The 19,270-nt window shown below is 65.6% G+C and carries 15 protein-coding genes; 7 read left to right on the forward strand and 8 right to left on the reverse strand.

Translation table 11 applies throughout. From position 1 onward, the window contains the following. Positions 1-324: 324 nt before the first annotated feature. Positions 325-1,278, forward strand: a complete 954-nt coding sequence (locus IC232_RS11465; protein ID WP_190845074.1) for a hypothetical protein — start codon at positions 325-327, stop codon at positions 1,276-1,278. On the opposite strand, the gene IC232_RS11470 is transcribed toward IC232_RS11465, so the two are convergent. Then, entirely contained in the window at positions 1,241-2,200 is a 960-nt protein-coding gene (locus IC232_RS11470) for a DMT family transporter (protein WP_246812167.1), read from the reverse strand. The two genes, IC232_RS11465 and IC232_RS11470, sit on opposite strands and share 38 nt — an antisense overlap. A gap of 287 nt (positions 2,201-2,487) precedes the next feature. On the opposite strand from IC232_RS11470, the gene IC232_RS11475 reads away from it, so the two are divergent. Then, positions 2,488-2,739, forward strand: coding sequence for a hypothetical protein (locus IC232_RS11475; RefSeq protein WP_190845075.1), 252 nt, complete (start codon positions 2,488-2,490; stop codon positions 2,737-2,739). Between the two features lie 116 nt (positions 2,740-2,855). Here the strand turns inward: IC232_RS11475 and IC232_RS11480 are convergent, their stop codons facing one another. Beyond that, entirely contained in the window at positions 2,856-4,634 is a 1,779-nt protein-coding gene (locus IC232_RS11480; RefSeq protein ID WP_190845076.1) for an SLC13 family permease, read from the reverse strand. A gap of 126 nt (positions 4,635-4,760) precedes the next feature. Then, the gene (locus IC232_RS11485) at positions 4,761-5,225 is read right to left on the reverse strand and encodes a CAP domain-containing protein (RefSeq protein WP_190845077.1); all 465 of its coding nucleotides are present in this window, start codon (positions 5,223-5,225) and stop codon (positions 4,761-4,763) included. 151 nt (positions 5,226-5,376) lie between these two features. On the opposite strand from IC232_RS11485, the gene IC232_RS11490 reads away from it, so the two are divergent. Both IC232_RS11490 and recQ read left to right on the forward strand, forming a co-directional pair. After that, positions 5,377-6,648 carry a TIGR03862 family flavoprotein gene (locus IC232_RS11490; protein ID WP_190845078.1) on the forward strand — a complete coding sequence of 424 codons (1,272 nt, stop codon included), beginning with the start codon at positions 5,377-5,379 and terminating at the stop codon, positions 6,646-6,648. Beyond that, entirely contained in the window at positions 6,645-8,447 is a 1,803-nt protein-coding gene (recQ, locus tag IC232_RS11495; RefSeq protein ID WP_190845079.1) for a DNA helicase RecQ, read from the forward strand. Before IC232_RS11490 ends, recQ begins: the two co-directional genes overlap by 4 nt. Positions 8,448-8,693: 246 nt before the next feature. Here the strand turns inward: recQ and IC232_RS11500 are convergent, their stop codons facing one another. The 4 genes from IC232_RS11500 to IC232_RS11515 all read right to left on the reverse strand — a co-directional run bounded on the left by IC232_RS11500 (position 8,694) and on the right by IC232_RS11515 (position 12,890). After that, positions 8,694-9,806, reverse strand: coding sequence for a Gfo/Idh/MocA family protein (locus IC232_RS11500; protein WP_190845080.1), 1,113 nt, complete (start codon positions 9,804-9,806; stop codon positions 8,694-8,696). Between the two features lie 142 nt (positions 9,807-9,948). After that, complete coding sequence (locus IC232_RS11505) at positions 9,949-10,734, reverse strand: ATP-binding cassette domain-containing protein (protein ID WP_190845081.1); 786 nt, start codon at positions 10,732-10,734, stop codon at positions 9,949-9,951. Then, on the reverse strand, positions 10,734-11,876 hold the full coding sequence (locus IC232_RS11510) for an ABC transporter permease (RefSeq protein ID WP_246812168.1): 1,143 nt from the start codon (positions 11,874-11,876) through the stop codon (positions 10,734-10,736). Before IC232_RS11510 ends, IC232_RS11505 begins: the two co-directional genes overlap by 1 nt. Positions 11,877-11,948: 72 nt before the next feature. Continuing rightward, positions 11,949-12,890: a sugar ABC transporter substrate-binding protein gene (locus IC232_RS11515; RefSeq protein WP_190845082.1), complete on the reverse strand. Its 942-nt coding sequence runs from the start codon at positions 12,888-12,890 to the stop codon at positions 11,949-11,951. 284 nt (positions 12,891-13,174) lie between these two features. On the opposite strand from IC232_RS11515, the gene IC232_RS11520 reads away from it, so the two are divergent. Beyond that, the gene (locus tag IC232_RS11520) at positions 13,175-14,017 is read left to right on the forward strand and encodes a MurR/RpiR family transcriptional regulator (RefSeq protein ID WP_190845083.1); all 843 of its coding nucleotides are present in this window, start codon (positions 13,175-13,177) and stop codon (positions 14,015-14,017) included. A 261-nt stretch (positions 14,018-14,278) separates the two neighbouring features. Here IC232_RS11520 and iolG read toward each other — a convergent pair whose 3' ends face one another. Beyond that, entirely contained in the window at positions 14,279-15,268 is a 990-nt protein-coding gene (gene iolG, locus IC232_RS11525) for an inositol 2-dehydrogenase (RefSeq protein WP_190845084.1), read from the reverse strand. 143 nt (positions 15,269-15,411) lie between these two features. Between iolG and iolC the strand changes: the two genes are divergently transcribed. Both iolC and iolD read left to right on the forward strand, forming a co-directional pair. Next, positions 15,412-17,325, forward strand: coding sequence for a bifunctional 5-dehydro-2-deoxygluconokinase/5-dehydro-2-deoxyphosphogluconate aldolase (gene iolC, locus IC232_RS11530; RefSeq protein WP_190845085.1), 1,914 nt, complete (start codon positions 15,412-15,414; stop codon positions 17,323-17,325). 84 nt (positions 17,326-17,409) lie between these two features. Beyond that, positions 17,410-19,257, forward strand: coding sequence for a 3D-(3,5/4)-trihydroxycyclohexane-1,2-dione acylhydrolase (decyclizing) (gene iolD, locus IC232_RS11535; RefSeq protein WP_190845086.1), 1,848 nt, complete (start codon positions 17,410-17,412; stop codon positions 19,255-19,257). Positions 19,258-19,270 lie beyond the last annotated feature (13 nt).

A 19,270-nucleotide genomic window follows, 5' to 3' on the forward strand; every position in this document is an offset into this window, starting at 1 on the left:
CGCTGCGGAACTCCATGATCGCCCGCTCGACCAGGGTGGTGGCGGGATTGTCGGACAGGCTCAAGGTCACGCGCATCATCGAAAACTCGGGCAAACAGCCTCACATCTGGCAGAGAATCGGGCGTTTCGGAGCCACAGGCCCTTCAAGCCACGCTTTAAGGCTCGTCGCACCCTAGCACAGGCCCTGTCCGATCTCTAATGCCAGAGATGTGACCCCTGCCATGCGGGATCAACAGGCCGCGATGCAAAGGTATCCTGGCTCGACGGCATAGTCCGCCCGCGCTATCTACCAGCCCCGCTTCCGCAGAACACCGGACAACCTCCATGCTTCTTTCCCGGCTCATTGCCTTCGGCTTCCTTGGACTCGCCACCACGGCCGGCGCCGCCACCCTTGACGGGCTGGCGGTCGAGGTGACGAACACCAGCGAGCCGGTGCTCTGCGCCGAGAAGGACAATGTGGCGATCAACTTCGCCTCGGCGGAGGTGCGGCACTTCCAGATCGAGGCCGTGCATCCGGCCTATATGGGGGCCCTCAAGCAGGACCGCTGGGAGCCGGACTGGACCGCCTGCGAGGACATTTCCGAGGAGACCTCCACCAAGCCGCACCCGACCATGTCGACCCTCTACGAGGACGGCAGCGTGCGGATCATGGGCCTGTCCTTTACCGAGTTCTGGCGCCCCAGCGACGTGACGGTGACCATCGGCGCACGAGTCGAGCGCAACATCCACCTGCTCCAGCTGCTCAAGAAGCGCGGCGACAAGGCCGTGGAGGTGCTCGTGATCTATCCGGGCGACGGCTACTGGCGCATCAAGCCGCTTCCCCCTGAGCATCTCGACTGGACCTCCTACGGCTCATCCTTTCTGGTCGGCCCGGTGGAGTTCGATCAGCGGCCCGTGGTGAACCTGAAGGACGTTGCCTTCGATCCGGCAACCATGACCTTCACGCTGACGCTGGCCAAGGGCGGCAAGGCAACCGTGTCCATGAAAGCGCTCAACGAAGAACGCATGACCCTCGACGTCGCCTTCGATCAGGCCGTCTCCGGGCTGCCCTTTGCGGGTTTGCGGTCCATGTACGTGACCGAGTTCAATGCGGACGTGGCCCGCGTCGCCGTGCGGGAGGAAGGCGCCCGCTCCTGGCGCGAGGAGATGATCATGAATTTCCGGGGCGGCAAGGCGACGGATGCCTGGATGGGCCGGCTCGTTCCGTCGCGCCACAACACCAGCGCGCCGGACATGATGTTCAACCGTTTCCGCGCGCAGCCAGCCGCTTCCCGCTAAACCGCGCCGTCAGCGCTGATACCGCGCGGCCGTCGATGAGGATGAGGCCTGCTGCGATGAGCGCCATCCCGGCGATGTGCCGGGGAGCCAGCGTTTCGCCGAGAACAAGCACGCCGAGAAGAATGGCGCTGACCGGAATGAGGAAGGTCACCAGACCCACATTCGTGGCTCCCGCCCGCGCCAGCAGCCGGAAGAAGATCAGATAGGCGAAGGCCGTCGAGACGAGGCCGAGGGCCACCATGGACAGAAGAGCCTCTGTGCTCGGCACGCTCAAGGTCCAGGGCTGGTCGACGATCAGCGCCACCGGCACCAGAAGCCCGCTCGACACCGTCACCTGCCCGGCCGCGGTGGCGAGCGGCGGGATGCCCATGGTCTTGAACCGCCGCCCGAACACGCCGGAGAAGCCGTAGGACAGGGCGGCTCCGAGAACGGCGAGCTGCGCCAGGATGCTCGCATCCCACGCGGCCATGGCCGCAGCACCGATCATCACGGCCACGCCGGCAAAGCCCACGAGGACGCCCGCAAATTTCTGAGGCGTGAGACGCTCGTCTTCCGTCAGGTAATGCGCGACGATCACGGTGAAGAGCGGCGTGGTTGCGTTGAGGATGGAGGCGAGCCCGCTGGCGATGTGGCTCTGTCCCCAGACGATCAACGTGAAGGGAATGACGTTGTTGAGAATGCTCATGCCCAGAAAAGCGCCCCAGGCCTGCCGGGTGCGGGGCAGGTGAAGCCCCAGGATGCGAAGCACGATCAGCAAGGCCGCCGCTCCCATCAGCACGCGCGATGCCACGATGGTCAGCGCAGGCAGTTCCCTGACGGCGATCCCGACGAACAGAAAGGATCCGCCCCACACGACGGACAAAGCGATCAGAAGCGCCCAGTCGGTCGCGGCCATGGTCTTGTGGACGGGTGCTTGTGTCATTCGAGTGCCCTGCGCTGCCGAATTAAGGGAATGACACAAGTCCAGCCGGCGGGCGACCCGTTTCCTGTGACCAGTCGGGAGCGGATGCAGTGCCGCTGGGACGGCATGTACGGAAAGCGCCTGTGCGCCGCAGCCCCGGACTTGTCCACCGGGAAGATCGACCGGCCTGTAAAGGTTTGGTTTACGACGCTGACAACTGACGCGGCATCTTTACTCCGCGTTCATGGCTTGGGGGCGAGCGTCTGGCTCATGACCCTTCCTGTATTGCGTAAGCCATGAACCCGCCGATGTCTCGTGAGCCGTCCTACAGCGTACAACCCCAGCCGGTGCGATCGGTGGCCCGATCGAGCTTCTGCGTGATGCCTCACGATCCGCGTCAGGCGCGGACCACCACCTTCATCTTCGGCCGCTCGGATTCGCGCTACCGGCCGCTGCTCAACCAGGAGGAACGGGACCGGCTGCACATCTGGGCCATGATCGTCGCCCTCTCGTCCTCGGCGGCGGGCACGACCCTGCTGCTCACGGCCTTGCTGCACTAAAGCATCAGACCCAAAAGTGGACTTGCACTTTTGGGATCCAATCTGATGCTTTCTTCTTGAATGAGAGCATCGTGTGACCGGAAAACCGGGTCCACTTTTCCGCACGATGCTCTAGATCAGTTCAGCGGCCAGACCAGCATGATCAGCGGGATGCCGACCACCACGACGATGATCGAGAGCGGCAACCCGAGCCGCCAGTAATCCCCGAAGCGATAGCCGCCCGGCCCCATGACCAGGGTGTTGCACTGGTGGCCGATGGGCGTGAGGAAATCGCAGGCCGCACCGATCGCCACCGCCATCAGAAAGGCATCCGGCTTGAAGCCGAGCTGGCCCGCGAAGCTCGCCGCGATGGGGGCCATCACCAGCACGGTTGCGGCGTTGTTGAGGAACGGCGTCACGGCCATGGCGGCCACCATGATGAGCACGAGCGCGCCCGTCGGCGGCAGCATGTTGGCGGCCGATGACAGCCAACCGGCGATCAGGTCCGTGCCGCCCGTGGTGCGGATCGATTCGCTGACCGGGATCAGGGCTCCCAGCATCACGATGATCGGCCATTCGATGGTGTCGTAGGCCTCGCGCAGGGTCAGCGAGCCGAACAGCACGAGCAGGACGCCTGCGCCGAAGAACGCGATGGCGACGGGGAGGATGTTGAAGGCGACGAGCACCATGGTGCCAACCAGGATGACGGCCGGAAGCAGGCTCCTGCGGGCGCTCCCCAGTCGGATCTCGCGCTCCGCGAGCGGCAGGCAGCCGATATCGCGTAACGTGTCCGGCAGCCGCTTGAGATTGCCCTGGAGCACGATTACGTCGCCGGGCCGCAACGTGATGGTGCGCAGCCGCTCCTTGAACCGTACGCCGCTGCGGCTCACCGCGATCAGGTTGACGCCGAAGCGCTCGTAGAGACCGATGCGCTCCGCCGACAGCCCGGTCAGGACGGAATTCGGCCCGACGATCGCCTCGATGACGCCGATCTCATCCGTGGCCTCGTCGGTTTCCGGCTGGTGGTGTTCGCGACTGAGCTTCAGCCCGGCGCGGGCGACGGCGCTCTCCAGCGCATCCGATTCGCCCTCCAGCATGAGCACGTCGTTCTCGCGGATGGTCGCGTCGGGCAGCGGGCTCGAGCTGCGGGTCTCGTTGCGGATGATCGACGCGACCTTGACCTCGCCGTTGGCGAGCTTGTGCAGGTCCGCCACCGTCTGGCCGACCACGTCGGACTCCGCCGTCACGCGGGCCTCGGTCACGTAATCCTTGATGTCGAGGGCTGCATCGAGCGAAGCGGCTCCTTTGCGGCCCTGCGGGAGCATGCGGTAGCCGAAGGCCAGGAAGACCACGCCCGCAAGCGCGATGCCGATGCCGACAGGCGTGAAATCGAACATGCCGAAGGGCTCACCCAGCAGCTCCTCCCTGACCCGCGACACGATGATGTTGGGCGAGGTGCCCACCAGGGTCACGATGCCGCCCAGCAGCGAGCCGAACGCCATCGGCATGAGGAAGCTCGACGGCGGCGTGTTGGTGCGCCGGGCGATCTGGAACGCCACCGGGATCATCATGGCGAGCGCGCCGATGTTCTTCACGAAGGCGGACAGCACCGTCACCACGCCCACCAGCACCACCACCTGGATCTGCGTCGTGCGCAAGTATGGCCCGACGTGGTTGAGGCCGGCTTCGAGAATGCCTGACTTCGCCACGGCCGCGCTGACCAGAAGCGCGCTTGCCACGATGATGACGATGTCGTCGCTGAAGCCCTCAAAAGCTTTGTCGGCGGGCACGATGCCTACCAGCACGGCCACGAGGAGCGAGAGCACCGCCACGAGATCGTAGCGGAAGCGTCCCCAGACGAAGAGGGCCATCATCCCGGCGACGATGGCGAAGGAAAGCATTTGTGGCTGGGTCATAGGGAGCGCTAGCGAGAGGAACCGGAGTCCTAACGCGTCACGCTCCTGTTAGTGCCCAATGCTCTCCTTTTGAGCGGCGCATCGTTGGGTGAGGAAAACCGGACCCCACTTTTCCCGCACGATGCGCTATTGCCCGAGAACGAGCGCCCAATAACGGCCGTAGCGGTTGTCGGCATCCGCGCGGGCGAGGCCGATCCTCCGGGCCTGGGGCATCAGGAGGTTGCTGTTATGGCCGGGGGAGGCCTTCCAGCGGCTGATGGCGCCGTCGACGGAGTTCTGGCCCGCCGACAGGTTCTCGGCGGAATAGCCGCTGATCCCGTATTGATCCATGCGGCTCACGAAGCTGCCATGGCTAAGCCGGCCCGCCGCAGCCACGACCCGCGCCTGGTGCTCCGCCGCCTTGTTGAGGCGGGAATCCACCGTCACGGGGCTCAGGCCCTTCGACACGCGATAGGCCGAGATGAGGGCGGCCGCCTGGGCGGCATCGTTCGTCGAGCTCGCCAGAACCGTATCGGTCGGCGTCAGGGCGGAATCGCCCGCGCAGCCGGCCAGCCCCAGGGCGATCACGCCGAGGATGAAAAGAGCACGCATCGCATTCCCCTTCGGGCGGCGTTGAGGTGCCGCTCCCCTTGAAAAAAAGCCTTATGGCGTTCATGTGCAGGGGCCATGAACCCGATGCCGCTCAATGCCATGTTGCAGCGTGAGGGTCCAGATTCCTCATCAACCCGCGTCAGCTGACCGCATGTCTCCATCCCCAACAGCTCCCGAAGTCGCCATCATTGGCGGCGGCCCCGCCGGCCTGATCGCCGCGGAGGTGCTCGGGCGCGCGGGCCTCTCCGTGACAATCTACGATCAGATGCCGTCAGTCGGCCGCAAGCTGCTCATGGCGGGCCGGGGCGGGTTGAACCTCACCCATTCGGAGGAATTGGAGCGATTCGTCGCCCGCTACGCCGAGGCCCGGCCGCAGCTTGAGCCGCTGATCGGGGCCTTCGCTCCGGCCGATCTGCGCGCCTGGTGCGAGAGCCTGGGCCAGGAGACATTCGTGGGCTCCAGCGGACGCGTGTTCCCCAAGGCCTTCAAGGCCTCCCCCCTGTTGCGCGCCTGGCTGGGGCGGCTGGACGGGCTCGGTGTGCGCTTCGCCACGCGCCACCGCTGGCAGGGCTGGGACGACGAGGGCCGCCTGATCTTCACCGATGCGGCCAGCGAGCCGGTGTGGACCAAGCCCGATGCGACGATCCTGGCGCTCGGCGGCGCGAGCTGGCCCCGCCTCGGCTCGGATGGCAGCTGGGCGGACCTGCTGGCCCAACGCGGCATCGCGGTCTCGGCCTTACGCCCCTCAAACATGGGCTTCCTCTGCCCCTGGTCCGAGATCATGCGCAGCCGCTTCGCGGGCGAGCCCCTGAAGCGAATCGCCCTCACCTTTGCGGGCGCCACCGTGAGAGGCGAGGCCACCGTCACGCAGGACGGCATCGAGGGCGGGGCGGTCTACGCCCTGTCGGCCCGCTTACGCGACGCTATCGAGCAGGATGGCAGCGCCCTGCTCCACATCGATCTGAGGCCCGACCTCTCCCACGAGGCCCTGCTGAAGAAGCTCGAGACCCCGCGAAAAGGCCAATCCGCCTCCACCTTCCTGCGCAAAGCAGCGGGCCTGAGCCCGGTCGGCATCGCGCTGCTGCGGGAGGCCTCTCCTGCCTTACCGACGGACCCGGCGGCTCTGGCCCACCTCATCAAGGCCGTGCCCTTGAGGCTCACCGGCGCCAAATCCCTCGACCGCGCCATCTCCACGGCCGGCGGCGTGCCGTTCAGCGAACTCGACGGGCACCTGATGCTGCGCCGGCTGCCCGGCGTGTTCGTGGCCGGCGAGATGCTGGACTGGGAGGCGCCCACCGGCGGCTACCTGCTCCAGGCCACCTTCGCCACCGGCATCGCGGCGGCCAAAGGCGTGCTGGCCTTTTTAAGGATTCCCGATGCCGCATTGACCTTGGAGCCTTCATCGGCCACACGGCAGACGTGATCGATCCGGTTAAAATCCTCCACGACGTGTTCGGCTTCCCCTCCTTCCGCGAAGGACAGGAGGAGATCGTGCGCGCCGTGCTGGCCGGCGAGGACGTTCTGGCCGTGATGCCCACGGGCGCGGGCAAATCCCTCTGCTTCCAGCTGCCCACATTGGCCCGGGAAGGGCTGACCCTCGTGGTCTCGCCGCTCATCGCCCTCATGCGCGACCAGGTGGCAGCCTTGCGCCATTTCGGCATCGAGGCGGGCAGCCTCAACTCCGCCAACGACCAGGGCGAGAATCGCCGCGTGGTCGACGCGGTTCGCGACCGCCGCATGCGCATCCTTTATGCCTCGCCGGAGCGTCTTGCGAACACCAGCACCACTGAATGGCTCGCCCGCTCGGGCGTGAACCTGCTCGCCATCGACGAGGCGCATTGCGTCTCGCAATGGGGCCACGATTTCCGGCCCGAATACGCCATGCTCGGCGAGGTGCGCCACCGCCTCGGCAACGTGCAGACCATCGCGCTCACCGCCACGGCCGACGTGGCCACGCGCGGCGACATCATGCACCGGCTGTTCGAGGAGGAGCCGCGCCTCTTCATCCACGGCTTCGACCGGCCGAACCTGCGGCTCGCCATGCAGTCGAAGGAGAATTCCAAGCGCCAGCTCTTCGGCTTCCTCGACAAGCACCGCCACGAGAGCGGCATCGTCTATTGCTCGTCCCGCGACGCCACGGAGCGGCTCGCCGATTCGCTGAGCCAGGCGGGCTACCGGGCGCTGCCCTATCACGCGGGCATGCACCAGCAGGACCGGGCCAAGAACCAGGACATCTTCCTGCAGGAGGACGGCGTGGTGATGGTGGCCACCGTCGCCTTCGGCATGGGCATCGACAAGCCGGACGTGCGCTTCGTGGCCCATGCGGCCCTGCCGAAATCCATCGAGGCCTATTACCAGGAGATCGGCCGCGCGGGCCGCGACGGCGCGCCCGCCGACACGCTCACTCTCTACGGCCTCGACGACATGCGCCTGCGCCGCCTGCAGATCGAGGAGAGCGATGCGGCCGACGAGCAGAAGCGTGTCGAGCGCCAGCGTCTCAATGCGCTCGTGGCCCTGTGCGAAGCGCCGCGCTGCCGCCGCCAGACGCTGCTCGCCTATTTCGGCGAAACCACCGAGCCCTGCGGCAACTGCGATTTGTGCATCGACGGCGTCATGTCCTTCGACGGCACCATCGAGGCGCAGAAGATTCTCTCCGCCATCGTGCGCACGGGCGAGCGCTTCGGCACCGAGCATCTCATCAGCATCTTGACCGGAGAGGCCACGGATTCGATCCGCCGCTTCGGGCACGACAAACTCAAGACCTTCGGCGTCGGGGGCGACCGCTCGAAGCCCGAATGGCGCTCGCTCCTGCGGCAGATCTATGCCGCCGGCCTGATCAGCCTGGAACTCGCCGAATACGGCCGCTGGACCCTCACCGACCGGGGGGTTGCCGTGCTCAAAGGCCAGGAGAAGATCGAGCTGCGCTCCGACGTGCTGATGAAGCCCGCCGAGCGCCGCCGGAGGCGCGGCCGGATGGAAGCCGAATCCGTGGTGCCCTCCGACGATCCGCTGCTCCTCGACCTCAAGGCCCTGCGCACCAAGCTCGCCAAGGAAGAGGGCGTGCCGGCCTACGTGATCTTTTCCGACCGCAGCCTCATCGACATGGCGGCCAAGCGCCCGGTAACCGTACGCGCCTTCGGCGAGATCCACGGCGTGGGCCAGGCCAAGCTCGACCGCTATGCGGACGCGTTTCTCGATGTGGTGAAGGCGCACGCGGGTTAAGAACAGATACATGCCGTCATCCCGGACGCCAGAGGCGATCCGGGATCGCTTTCAGAAGAGGGCTCGGCTCTCCCTCTCCCTCAGGGAGAGGGTTGGGGTGAGGGGTTACAGTCTCATCCGGAGAGGCCTCTAACCCCTCACCCGCGCCTGAAGGCGCGACCTCTCCCATAAGGAGAGGTATTCCCGCGCCACACTCGTCCAACGATCCCGGGTTCTGCTCCGCAGCCCCGGGATGACGCTAGATGGTCACACCTCCACCCACCGCCCCTCATGCGCGCTGCGCGCAACCGCATCCACCGTGCGCTCGATGCGGATGCCGTCCTCGAACGTGATCAGGTGAGCCGCCTCGCCGCTGATGCGTCGGATCAGTTCGCGGCACTCGATGATCTTCAGATCGTTGAAGCCGAGCCCATGGCCGGGCGCCGGAATGAACTTGTCGTAGGGCGGATGCTGCGGCCCGGTGAGGATGGTGCGGAAGCCCTGGGTCTCCTTGGCTCCGTCAATCGTATAGAGCTGCACCTCGTTCATGCGCTCCTGGTCGTACACGATGGTGCCCTTCGCGCCGAACAACTGCACGAAAATGCGACCCTTGCGACCCCAGGCGGAACGGTTGAGCGCGATCATCCCGGATGCGCCGCTCGTTAGTTCGATCATGGTGGTGGCGATGTCGTAGGTCTCCACGGGGCGACGCCCGCCGCCTTGCACAGGCCTATCCGCATAGGGCTTCGCCATGTGGCCGCAGACGCGCCGCACGCCGCCGAACAGAACGCGGATCAGGCTCAAGGCATGGACGCCGAAATCATCGAGCGCGCCGTGGCCTGAGGTCGCCTCGCTCTTCCAGTAGAAGAGCGCCTCAGGGTCCGCCATGAAGTCCTCATCCATCTCGAGGCGCACATGGTTCACATCCCCGATCTGCCCTTCGTCGAGAAGGCGCCGGATCAGGCGCACAACCGGGTTCTGAATGTAATTGTAGCCGAGGGCCGCAACCTTGCCTGACGCGCGGGCCGCCGCCAGCATGCGCTCGGCATCCTCAAGCCGCGTCGCCATCGGCTTCTCGCACCACACATGCTTTCCGGCCTCCAGGGCCGCAATGGCCATCTCGGGATGGAAGGCGTTCGGCGTGGTGATCGACACCACGTCGACCGCAGGATCGGTGGCAAGCGTGCGCCAGTCGCCGGTGCCCCGCGCGAAGCCGAGTTCCTGCGCTTTTCTGTCGGCCAGCTCCTGCGAATGCTCGGCCAGCACCGCAAGGCGCGGCCGCGCCACATCGCCGAATACGGCCGCAACGGCATTCCAAGCGAGCGCGTGGCACTTGCCCATATAACCCGTGCCGATGAGGCCGACGCCGAGAGATGTCATGCGCTTGCTCCTTATCTACTGCCCTCATCCTGAGGAGGTCACGCAGTGACCGTCTCGAAGGAGGCTCCAGAGAGCACTGGATGATCCTTCGAGACGCAGCTGCGCTGCTCCTCAGGATGAGAGCAGTGTATAGAGACTGTCGTTAAACCATCCCGCCGAGCTCTGCCGACACCGCCTGCAACTCTTTGCCGCCCGCCATGAGGTTCTGCAGCTCGTCAATGGCGATCTCGGATTTCGCGTAGGTGCCAAGCGTCTTGCCGCGGTTGAGCACGGTGAAGCGGTCGCCCACCGCATAGGCGTGGCGCACGTTGTGGGTGATGAAGATCACACCGAGCCCTCTCTGGCGCACCTGATGGATGTATTTCAGCACCATGGAGGTCTGCGCCACGCCGAGGGCCGAGGTGGGCTCGTCGAGGATCAGCACCTTGGCGCCGAAATAAACCGCGCGGGCAATGGCCACGCATTGGCGCTCGCCGCCCGACAGCGTGCCCACCGCCTGGTGTGGATCGCGCACATCAATGCCGATTTTGTGCATCTCCTCGCGGGTGACCTCGTCGCAATGATCGAAGTCGACGCGGCGGAACGGCCAGACGCCCTTCACCGGCTCGCGGCCCATGAAGAAGTTGCGCGTCACCGACATGAGCGGGATCATCGCAAGGTCCTGGTAGACCGTGGCGATGCCCGCATCGAGCGCGTCGCGCGGGCTGGCGAAAGACACAGGCTTGCCCTCGACCAGGAAGTCGCCGGAGGTCGGCTTGTGAACGCCAGCGAGCGTCTTGATGAGCGTCGACTTGCCGGCGCCGTTGTCGCCGAGCAGGCACATGACCTCGCCGCGATGAACGTTGAGCGACACGCCGGACAGCGCGATCACGGAGCCGAAATGCTTGACGAGGTTGCGGATCTCGATGAGCGGAACCTGGTTCTCCATCAGCGCTCTCCCGTCACCTTGCGGCGGATGAAGTTGTTGAACAGCACCGCGAGCAGCAGCATGGCGCCGAGGAAAACCTGGAACCAGTCGGAATCGAAGCGCGTGTAGGTGAGGCCGATGGACACCATGCCGAAGATGATGGCGCCGAAGAACGCCCCGATGGCCGAGCCGTAGCCGCCGGTGAGCAGGCAGCCGCCGATCACCGCCGCGATGATGGCCTCGAACTCCTTCTGGAATCCGCGCCGTGCATCGGTCGAGCCCGCATCGAGCACGGTCAGAACGGCGACCAGCGCAGCCGCAAAGGCGGTGAGCATGAAGAGAGCGGTCTTCACCCGGTCCACGGGCACGCCGGAATTACGCGCCGCATTCGGATCGCCGCCCGCGGCAAAGATCCAGTTGCCGGCGCGCGTGCGCAGGAGGATCCAGGTGGCGACAAGCGCGAAGCCCACGAACCAGACGATGGAGACCGGCACGCCCGTGACCGTCGGCGTGCCATTGGGAAACTTGCCGATGAGATCGTTGGCGGCGAGCCACGCGAAGACGCCCTCGAAGGCGACGCCGGAGAACAGCTCGCGGATGAGGCCCTCACCGGCCTGATCGCCGATGCCGCGCATCTGGGTCGACCCGCCGGTGGCCCATTTGAGGCCGACCAGCGAGAGCCCGCGCAGGATGAACAGGAAAGCCAGCGTCACGATGAAGGACGGAAGCCGGCTGCGGATGACGATCTGGCCGTTGAGGCCTCCGAGCAGGGCCGCGACGGCGAAGGTGGCCACGATCGCCAGCAGCAGGGGCCAGCTGTTGAGGGTAAGGAACGCGCCGAAGATGAGCCCGGTAAAGGCGACCATGGAGCCGATGGAGAGATCGAACTCGCCGCCGATCATCAGGAGCGCCGCCGCAATGGCGAGGATTCCGAGCTGGGCTGCGGGCGAGAGGATGTTCATGATGCCGGCGAGCGTGAACATGGACGCGTCGGCCGTGGAGGCGAAGAAGATCGCGACCAGGATGAGGCCGGCCAAGGCGCCCAGCTCGGGGCGCCGCATGATCTTGGTGACGAGGGAGACATCCCTCAGGCGCTCGTCCTGGATCTGCTTGACCGTTGAAGGCGGGCTGAGATCCGTGGTCGGCTGAGTGGTGTTCACCATGGGCGCCTCCCCGAAAGAATACAAAAAATGAAAAGCCCGCGATCCGTGTGGACCGCGGGCTTTGCGTCGTGGTTAGCGAATGCCCTTGGCGGAGAGATCAACCACCTGGGCGGCCTTCTCCTTGGTGATCAGGTTCGGGCCCGAGGCCACGTCGCCGCCCGGCATCAGTCCGTACTTGGCGTAGTTGGCCAGGAACACCACCGGCAGATAGCCCTGGAGATATTGCTGCTGGTCGATGGCGAAAACGGCCTCGCCGCCCGCCACGGACTTGAGGAAGCCCGCCGACATGTCGAAGGTGGCAACCCGAATGGCGCCGGTCTTGCCCGCTTCCTTCACGGCCGCAACCGACGGCTCCCCGGCCGTGCCTGCGCCGAGCGCCAGGATCGTGTCGACGGACGCGTCAGCCGCAACCGCCGCCTTCACCTTGGCGCGGATGTCCGCCGGATCGTTCGACACGGGCAGGACCGTGACCTTGCCGCCGAAACCTTCCGTGAAGCCCTTGCAGCGCAGATCAAGCGAGACGTTGCCGACCTCCTGGTTCACGCACAGGCCGACCTTGCCGCCCATTTCCTTGAGCTTAGCCCCGGCAATGCGCCCGGCCTGAACCTCGTCCTGGCCCACATGGAGCAGAGCGCCGAGCTTCTTCGACACGTCGGAGCCGGAATTCATGGAGATCACCGGAATGCCGGCAGCCACCGCCTTCTGGATCGACGGCCCGAGCGCCGAAGCATCGGGGATCGACACGATCAAGCCGGCGGGCTTCTGGTTCACGGCGGCATCGATGAGCTGGCTCATGGCCACCATGTCGAAGGTCTCGGGGGCGCGGTAGTCGACCTGGACCTTCATGTCCTGGCCGCCTGCCGCCACGCCGTTCTTGACCACGGACCAGAACGGGTCGTTGGCCTGTCCGTGGCTGACGACGATGATGCGGGAATTCTGCTGCGCGGCAGCTGGAGCAACCGCTGCGAGGGTCAGAGCAGCAACTGCTGCAAGGCCTGTGACGAGTGATTTCATGTGCTTCCTCCCAACTGGTATCTCATGCGCTCGATCTGCCAGAGATCTGGCTCGGCTGAGCGGTGCGGCTTTCAGCGCCGCTGGTATGAGTTGTCAGGGAAACACCAGATGATTCGAGAGCGAATCGTCCGTTTCCTGGCGTTCCCTCTGCTGGCCCAGTCGCTCCTTTAAGCGGAACGCCAGAACCTTTTTGTTTATATATTGGAATTTTTATTCCATTTTTGTAGGATTGGTGTCAAGGCCCGATCTGGAGCCGCAGGTGGGTCGCAAGGGCAGGTAAGCGCATGGACGAGGCAGAGGTCACCACGGAGGCTCCGGACAGTTTCGACGGACTTCGGACGCTTCTGCTCAGCCGCCATGACGCCATGCCCAAACGGCTGAAGCAGCTCGCGGCTTTCGCCCTGGAGCATCCCGAGGACGTGGCGTTCGGCACGGTGGCGGGCATTGCCGAGCATGCGGGCGTACAGCCCTCGACCCTGGTGCGCTTCGCCAAGAGCCTCGGCTATGACGGCTTCTCTCACCTGCAGCAGATCTTTCGCGATCGCCTGCGGGAGCGCTTTCCGGATTATCGCGAGCGCCTGAAGGGCTTGCGCGATGCCGAGGGGCATCACATCCACGCAGCCTCCCTGCTGGAAGGCTTCACCAATGCCGCCGCCGTCTCGCTGGACCGGATGCACAGCTCCGTGCGTCCGGAAGAACTGTCCCGCGCCATCGAAACGCTCGCCAAGGCCGACACGATCTATCTGCTCGGCGCGCGCCGCGTGTTTCCCGTGATCGCCTATTGCGCCTATGCGTTCGGCAAGCTCGGGGTACGGGCGATCCTCATCGATCATGTGGGCCAAATCGGCCCGGAGCAACTCGCCACCGCCACAAAGCGCGACGCGGTGCTCGCCATCAGCTTCACGCCCTACGCGCCCGTCACCGCCGATCTCGCCGCCGCCGCAGCGCAGCGCAACGTGCCGGTGGTGGCGATCACGGATTCGGCCTTCAGCCCGCTGGTGACGAGCGCCGATGTATGGCTGGAGGTAGCGGAGGCCGATTTCGGCGCCTTCCGGTCGCTGTCCGCGTCGTTTGCGCTGGCGATGGCATTGGCCGTCGGCACGGCGGAGAAGCGGGCGGAGGGGTGACCACCTGGCGTCATCCCAGACGGCAGAGCCGATCCGGGATCGCTGGACAAGAATGGCACCGGAATAATCACTGTCATCCCCGCGCAGGCGGGGATCCATAAACGCGACGTTTCCAGGAGGGCGAGCAGCGTCGCACCTCTTGCTGCACTGTCAGCGTTTATGGATCCCGGGCTCCGCTGGCGCGCCCCCGGGATGACAGCGCTGGGCTGGTTTGCCCGATCCCGGATCTTCGCTGCGCTTCGTCCGGGATGACGCGTGGGATTACACCCGCACCGGCTTTCCGCTCTGCGCCGACTCCGTGGCCGCATCTGCCAGCCTCTGAGCCATGAGGCCATCATAGCCGGTCGGGTTGCACGGCTTGCCGTCGCGGATGGCGTTCAGGAACGTGGTGAGCTCGTCGCGATAAGCGTCCGCATAGCGCTCCAGGAAGAAGTCCTGCACCGGATCGGCGGTGACGCCCGACGCATTGGCCACCTCCACGGTGGTGCGGTGGATGTTGCCGGCGCGGATCATGCCCTTCGAGCCATGCACTTCGATGCGCTGGTCGTAGCCGTAGGTGGCGCGGCGGGAGTTGGAGATCTGGACGATCCGGCCCTTGGCGGTCTTGAGCATCACGGCAGCGGTGTCCACGTCACCCGCCTGGCCGATGGCCGAGTCCACCAGGGACGAGCCGACCGCATGCACCTCCACCGGCTCGTCGCCCAGCAGCAGAAAGCGGGCCATGTCGAGGTCGTGGATCATCATGTCCCGGAACAGGCCGCCGGAGGTGGCGATGTAGCTCACCGGCGGAGGACCGGGATCGCGGGAGAGGATCGTCACAAGCTCCACCTCGCCCACCTCGCCGTCAGCGAGACGGCGGCGGAGGCTGGCGAAGTTCGGATCGAAGCGGCGGTTGAAGCCGATCATCAGCGGCGTGCCGGCCTTCTCCACCGTGGCAAGGCAGGCCTCGATGCGGGCGCTCGAGAGATCCACCGGCTTCTCGCAGAACACCGCCTTGCCGGCACGCGCGCCACGCTCGATCAGGTCGGCATGGGTGGTGGTCGGCGTGCAGACCAGAATGGCGTCCACATCGGAGCGCTCCACGATCTCGTCCAAGGACGCGACCTCCGCGCCTGTGGCTGCTGCCAGCTCCTGCGCCGAAGGGGCATGTGGGTCGGCGACCGCCACGAGGCGGGCGTCGGGATGGCTGGCGGCGTTGCGCCCGTGAATGCGGCCGATTCGGCCAGCGCCCAGAACGGCGATCCTGATCATGTTTCCCCTCAGATCCTTTGCCGGCTACGGCAACTTTTAGAATTGATATTCCAACATAAGTTGCTAATAGAATAAACGTTCTATAGCCGCAAGGGCCGAACGGCCCTCGCCCGGTGCTAACGCCCGAGAGCGGGAGGAATAGCATGAAGCCAGCCCTCGATGTCATCACCATCGGTCGCTCCTCGGTCGATCTCTATGGCCAGCAGGTGGGCGGGCGGCTGGAGGACATGGCCTCCTTCTCCAAGGCGGTCGGCGGCTGCCCGGCCAACATCGCCATCGGCACAGCCCGGCTCGGCTTGAAATCGGGCCTCGTCACCCGCGTCGGCGACGAGGCCATGGGCCGCTTCATCCGCGAGCAGATGGAGCGCGAGGGTGTCGCGACGCAAGGCATCGTCACCGACAAGCAGCGTCTCACAGCCCTCGTAATTCTCGGCGTGCGGGACGAAGACTCCTTTCCGCTGATCTTCTATCGCGACAACTGCGCCGACATGGCGCTGACCGAGAGCGACATCAGCGAGACCTTCATCGCCTCGGCGGCAGCCGTTGTCGTCACCGGCACGCATTTTTCTCGTGAGACGACCGCTGCCGCTCAGAAGAAGGCCATTCGCGTCGCGAAAGCGCATGGACGCAAGGTCGTGTTCGACGTGGATTACCGCCCCAATCTCTGGGGCCTCCTCGGCCATGGTGCGGGCGAATCGCGCTATGTGCGCTCCGATGCAGTCACGGAGCATCTGCAACCGATCCTCGCCGATTGCGATCTCATCGTCGGCACGGAAGAAGAGCTGCACATCGCGGGTGGATCGGAGAATACGCTGGAGGCGATCCGCGCCATCCGCACGGCCTCGAAGGCCACCATCGTGTGCAAGCGCGGGCCCATGGGCTGCGTGGTGTTTCCCGATGCCATTCCAGACTCGCTCGATGACGGCGTGAAGGGGCCCGGCTTCCCGGTCGAGGTCTACAACGTGCTCGGCGCCGGTGACGCCTTTCTGTCCGGCTTCCTGCGCGGCTGGTTGAAGGGTGAGCCCCTCGAGACCTGCTGCGCCTATGCCAATGCGAGCGGCGCCTTTGCCGTGTCGCGCCTGCTCTGCTCGCCCGAGATCCCGACCTTTCCCGAGCTGCAGCATTTCCTCAAAACGGGCAGCCGGCACAAGGCCCTGCGTTTCGACGAGGACATCAACCACATTCACTGGGCAACCACGCGCCGGCCACAACCCGACACTCTCATGGCGCTGGCCATCGACCACCGCATGCAGCTGGAGGCGATGGCGCAGGAGATCGGCGCGCCAATCGAGCGCATTCCCGACTTCAAGGTGCTGGCTGTGCAAGCCGCAGCGCGGGTGGCGGATGGCCGCCCCGGCTTCGGCATGCTGATCGACGGCACATATGGCCGCGAGGCCCTGTTCCGCGCCGCCGATCATCCGTTCTGGATTGGCCGCCCGGTGGAACTGCCGGGCTCGCGCCCGCTCGATTTCGAAGGCGGCGGGTCGCTCGGTGCGAAGCTCGTGGAATGGCCGGTGGGACACACCATCAAGTGTCTGTGCTTCTACCATCCCGACGATCCGCCAGAGTTGAAGGAATGTCAGGAGCGCGACCTGCTGCGCCTCCATGATGCCGCACGCCGCATCGGCCGCGAATTGTTGGTGGAAATCATCGCCGGCAAGCACGGATCTCTCAAGACGGATACCGTCGCGGGCATCCTGCAGCGCCTCTACGATCTCGGCATCAAGCCCGATTGGTGGAAGCTCGAGCCCCAGCGTGATGAAGCCGCCTGGCATGCCATCGGCCATGTGATCACGACGAACGATCCGTATTGCCGCGGCATTGTGCTGCTCGGACTCGAAGCGCCGGAGAACGAGCTGGAAGCAGCATTCGCGGCTGCAGCCAGGGAACCGCAGGTCAAGGGCTTCGCCGTCGGCCGCACGATCTTCAACGACGCCGCGCGGCGCTGGCTGAAGGGCGAGATCACGGACGAGGCCGCCGTCAGCGACATGACCTCCCGCTTCCAGCGCCTTGTCGACGCGTGGCAGCGGGCATCCGGCCGGGCGCAGGCCGCGTGAAGTCGACGGAGCTGTTATCCTGAAGACGAGCTTGAGAAGGCTGCGCCCCTCGTTCAAGGTCGGCGCCATTCGAGAGGAAAATCCATGAGCACGATCCGCCTGACCATGGCGCAAGCCGTCGCCCGCTTCCTGACGGCGCAGAAGACGGAAATCGACGGGCAGCTGATGCCGCTCTTCGGCGGCGTCTGGGCGATCTTCGGCCACGGCAACGTGGCGGGCATGGGCGAGGCCCTGCATGGGGTGCGCGATCAACTTCCCACCTTCCGCGCCCATAACGAGCAGGGCATGGCCCATGCGGCGATCGCCTTTGCCAAGGCGTCGCGGCGCCGCCGTATGATGGCTTGCACCACCTCCATCGGCCCCGGCGCCACCAACATGGTGACGGCCGCAGCCGTGGCTCATGTGAACCGCCTGCCGGTGCTGCTGCTCCCCGGCGATGTCTTCGCCAACCGCAGGCCGGATCCGGTGCTGCAGCAGATCGAGAATTTCTCCGACGGCACAGTGTCGGCCAATGACTGCTTCAAGCCCGTGTCGCGCTACTTCGACCGCATCACGCGGCCGGAACAAATCATTCCCGCGCTCCACCGCGCTATGGCCGTGCTCACGGATCCCGCCGATTGCGGGCCGGTGACGCTCGCGCTCTGCCAGGACACGCAGGCCGAGGCCTACGACTATCCGGAAAGTTTCTTTGCCGAAAAGATCTGGGCGCCGCGTCGCATCCGTCCCGACGAGACGGAACTTGCCGAAGCTGCCGATCTCATCCGCAGTGCGAAGAAGCCCTTCATCGTGGCTGGCGGCGGCGTGCTCTATTCCGGCGCGGAACAGGTGCTGGCCGATTTCGCGGAAAGGCACGGCCTCTCCGTCGGTGAGACGCAGGCTGGCAAGTCGAGCCTGCCTCATGATCATTCAGCCAATCTCGGCGCGGTCGGCGTCACCGGCACGGGTGCTGCCAATGCGCTCGCGGAAGACGCCGACGTGGTGATTGCGGTGGGCACGCGCCTGCAGGATTTCACCACCGGCTCCTGGGCCCTGTTCAAGAACCCCAACCGGCGCATTGTCGGCCTCAACGTGCAGGCTTTCGACGCGACGAAGCACAATGCGCTGCCGCTCGTCGCCGATGCCCGTGTGGGCCTTGAAGAGCTGAGCCGGGCGCTCGGCAGCTGGAAGGCGCCGGATTCCTGGACAGCCAAAGCGCGTGACGAGAAGCCACGCTGGTTCGATACAGCCGCACGTTTCACCGATCCGACCAATGCGGAGCTGCCGTCAGACGCACAGGTGATCGGCGCCGTGCAGCGCAATTCGCAGCCAACCGACGTGGTAGTCTGTGCCGCCGGCGGCCTGCCGGGCGAGTTGCACAAGCACTGGAAGGCTCTGCAGCCGCTCGGCTACCACATGGAATACGGCTATTCCTGCATGGGCTACGAGATGGCCGGTGGGCTCGGTGTGAAGATGGCGGATCCGTCCCGCGAAGTCATCGTGATGGTGGGAGACGGCTCCTATCTCATGATGAACTCGGAGCTCGCCACCTCGGTCATGCTGGGCCAGAAGCTCACTGTCGTGCTCCTCGACAACCGCGGCTATGGCTGCATCAACCGCCTGCAGCGCGCCACGGGCGGAGAAAGCTTCAATAATCTGCTGCAGCACACCAACCATGTGACGCTGCCCGACATCGACTTCGCCGCGCATGCGGCAAGCCTCGGTGCGCAGGCCCTGAAGGTGAAGGGCATCGGCGAGTTGGAAGATGCGCTGAAAAAGGCGCGCAGTGCGGAGCGCAGCACCGTGATCGTCATCGACACCGACCCCCTCGCCTCCACGGATGAAGGCGGCCATTGGTGGGACGTGGCGGTGCCGGAGGTGTCCGTGCGCGAGCAGGTGAAAGCCGCGCGCCAGGATTACGAAACAGCCCTCGCCGCGCAGCGGGTGGGCGACTGATACAACAGAAGGA

This window comes from Microvirga sp. (assembly GCF_014699075.1).
Lineage (GTDB): Bacteria > Pseudomonadota > Alphaproteobacteria > Rhizobiales > Beijerinckiaceae > Microvirga.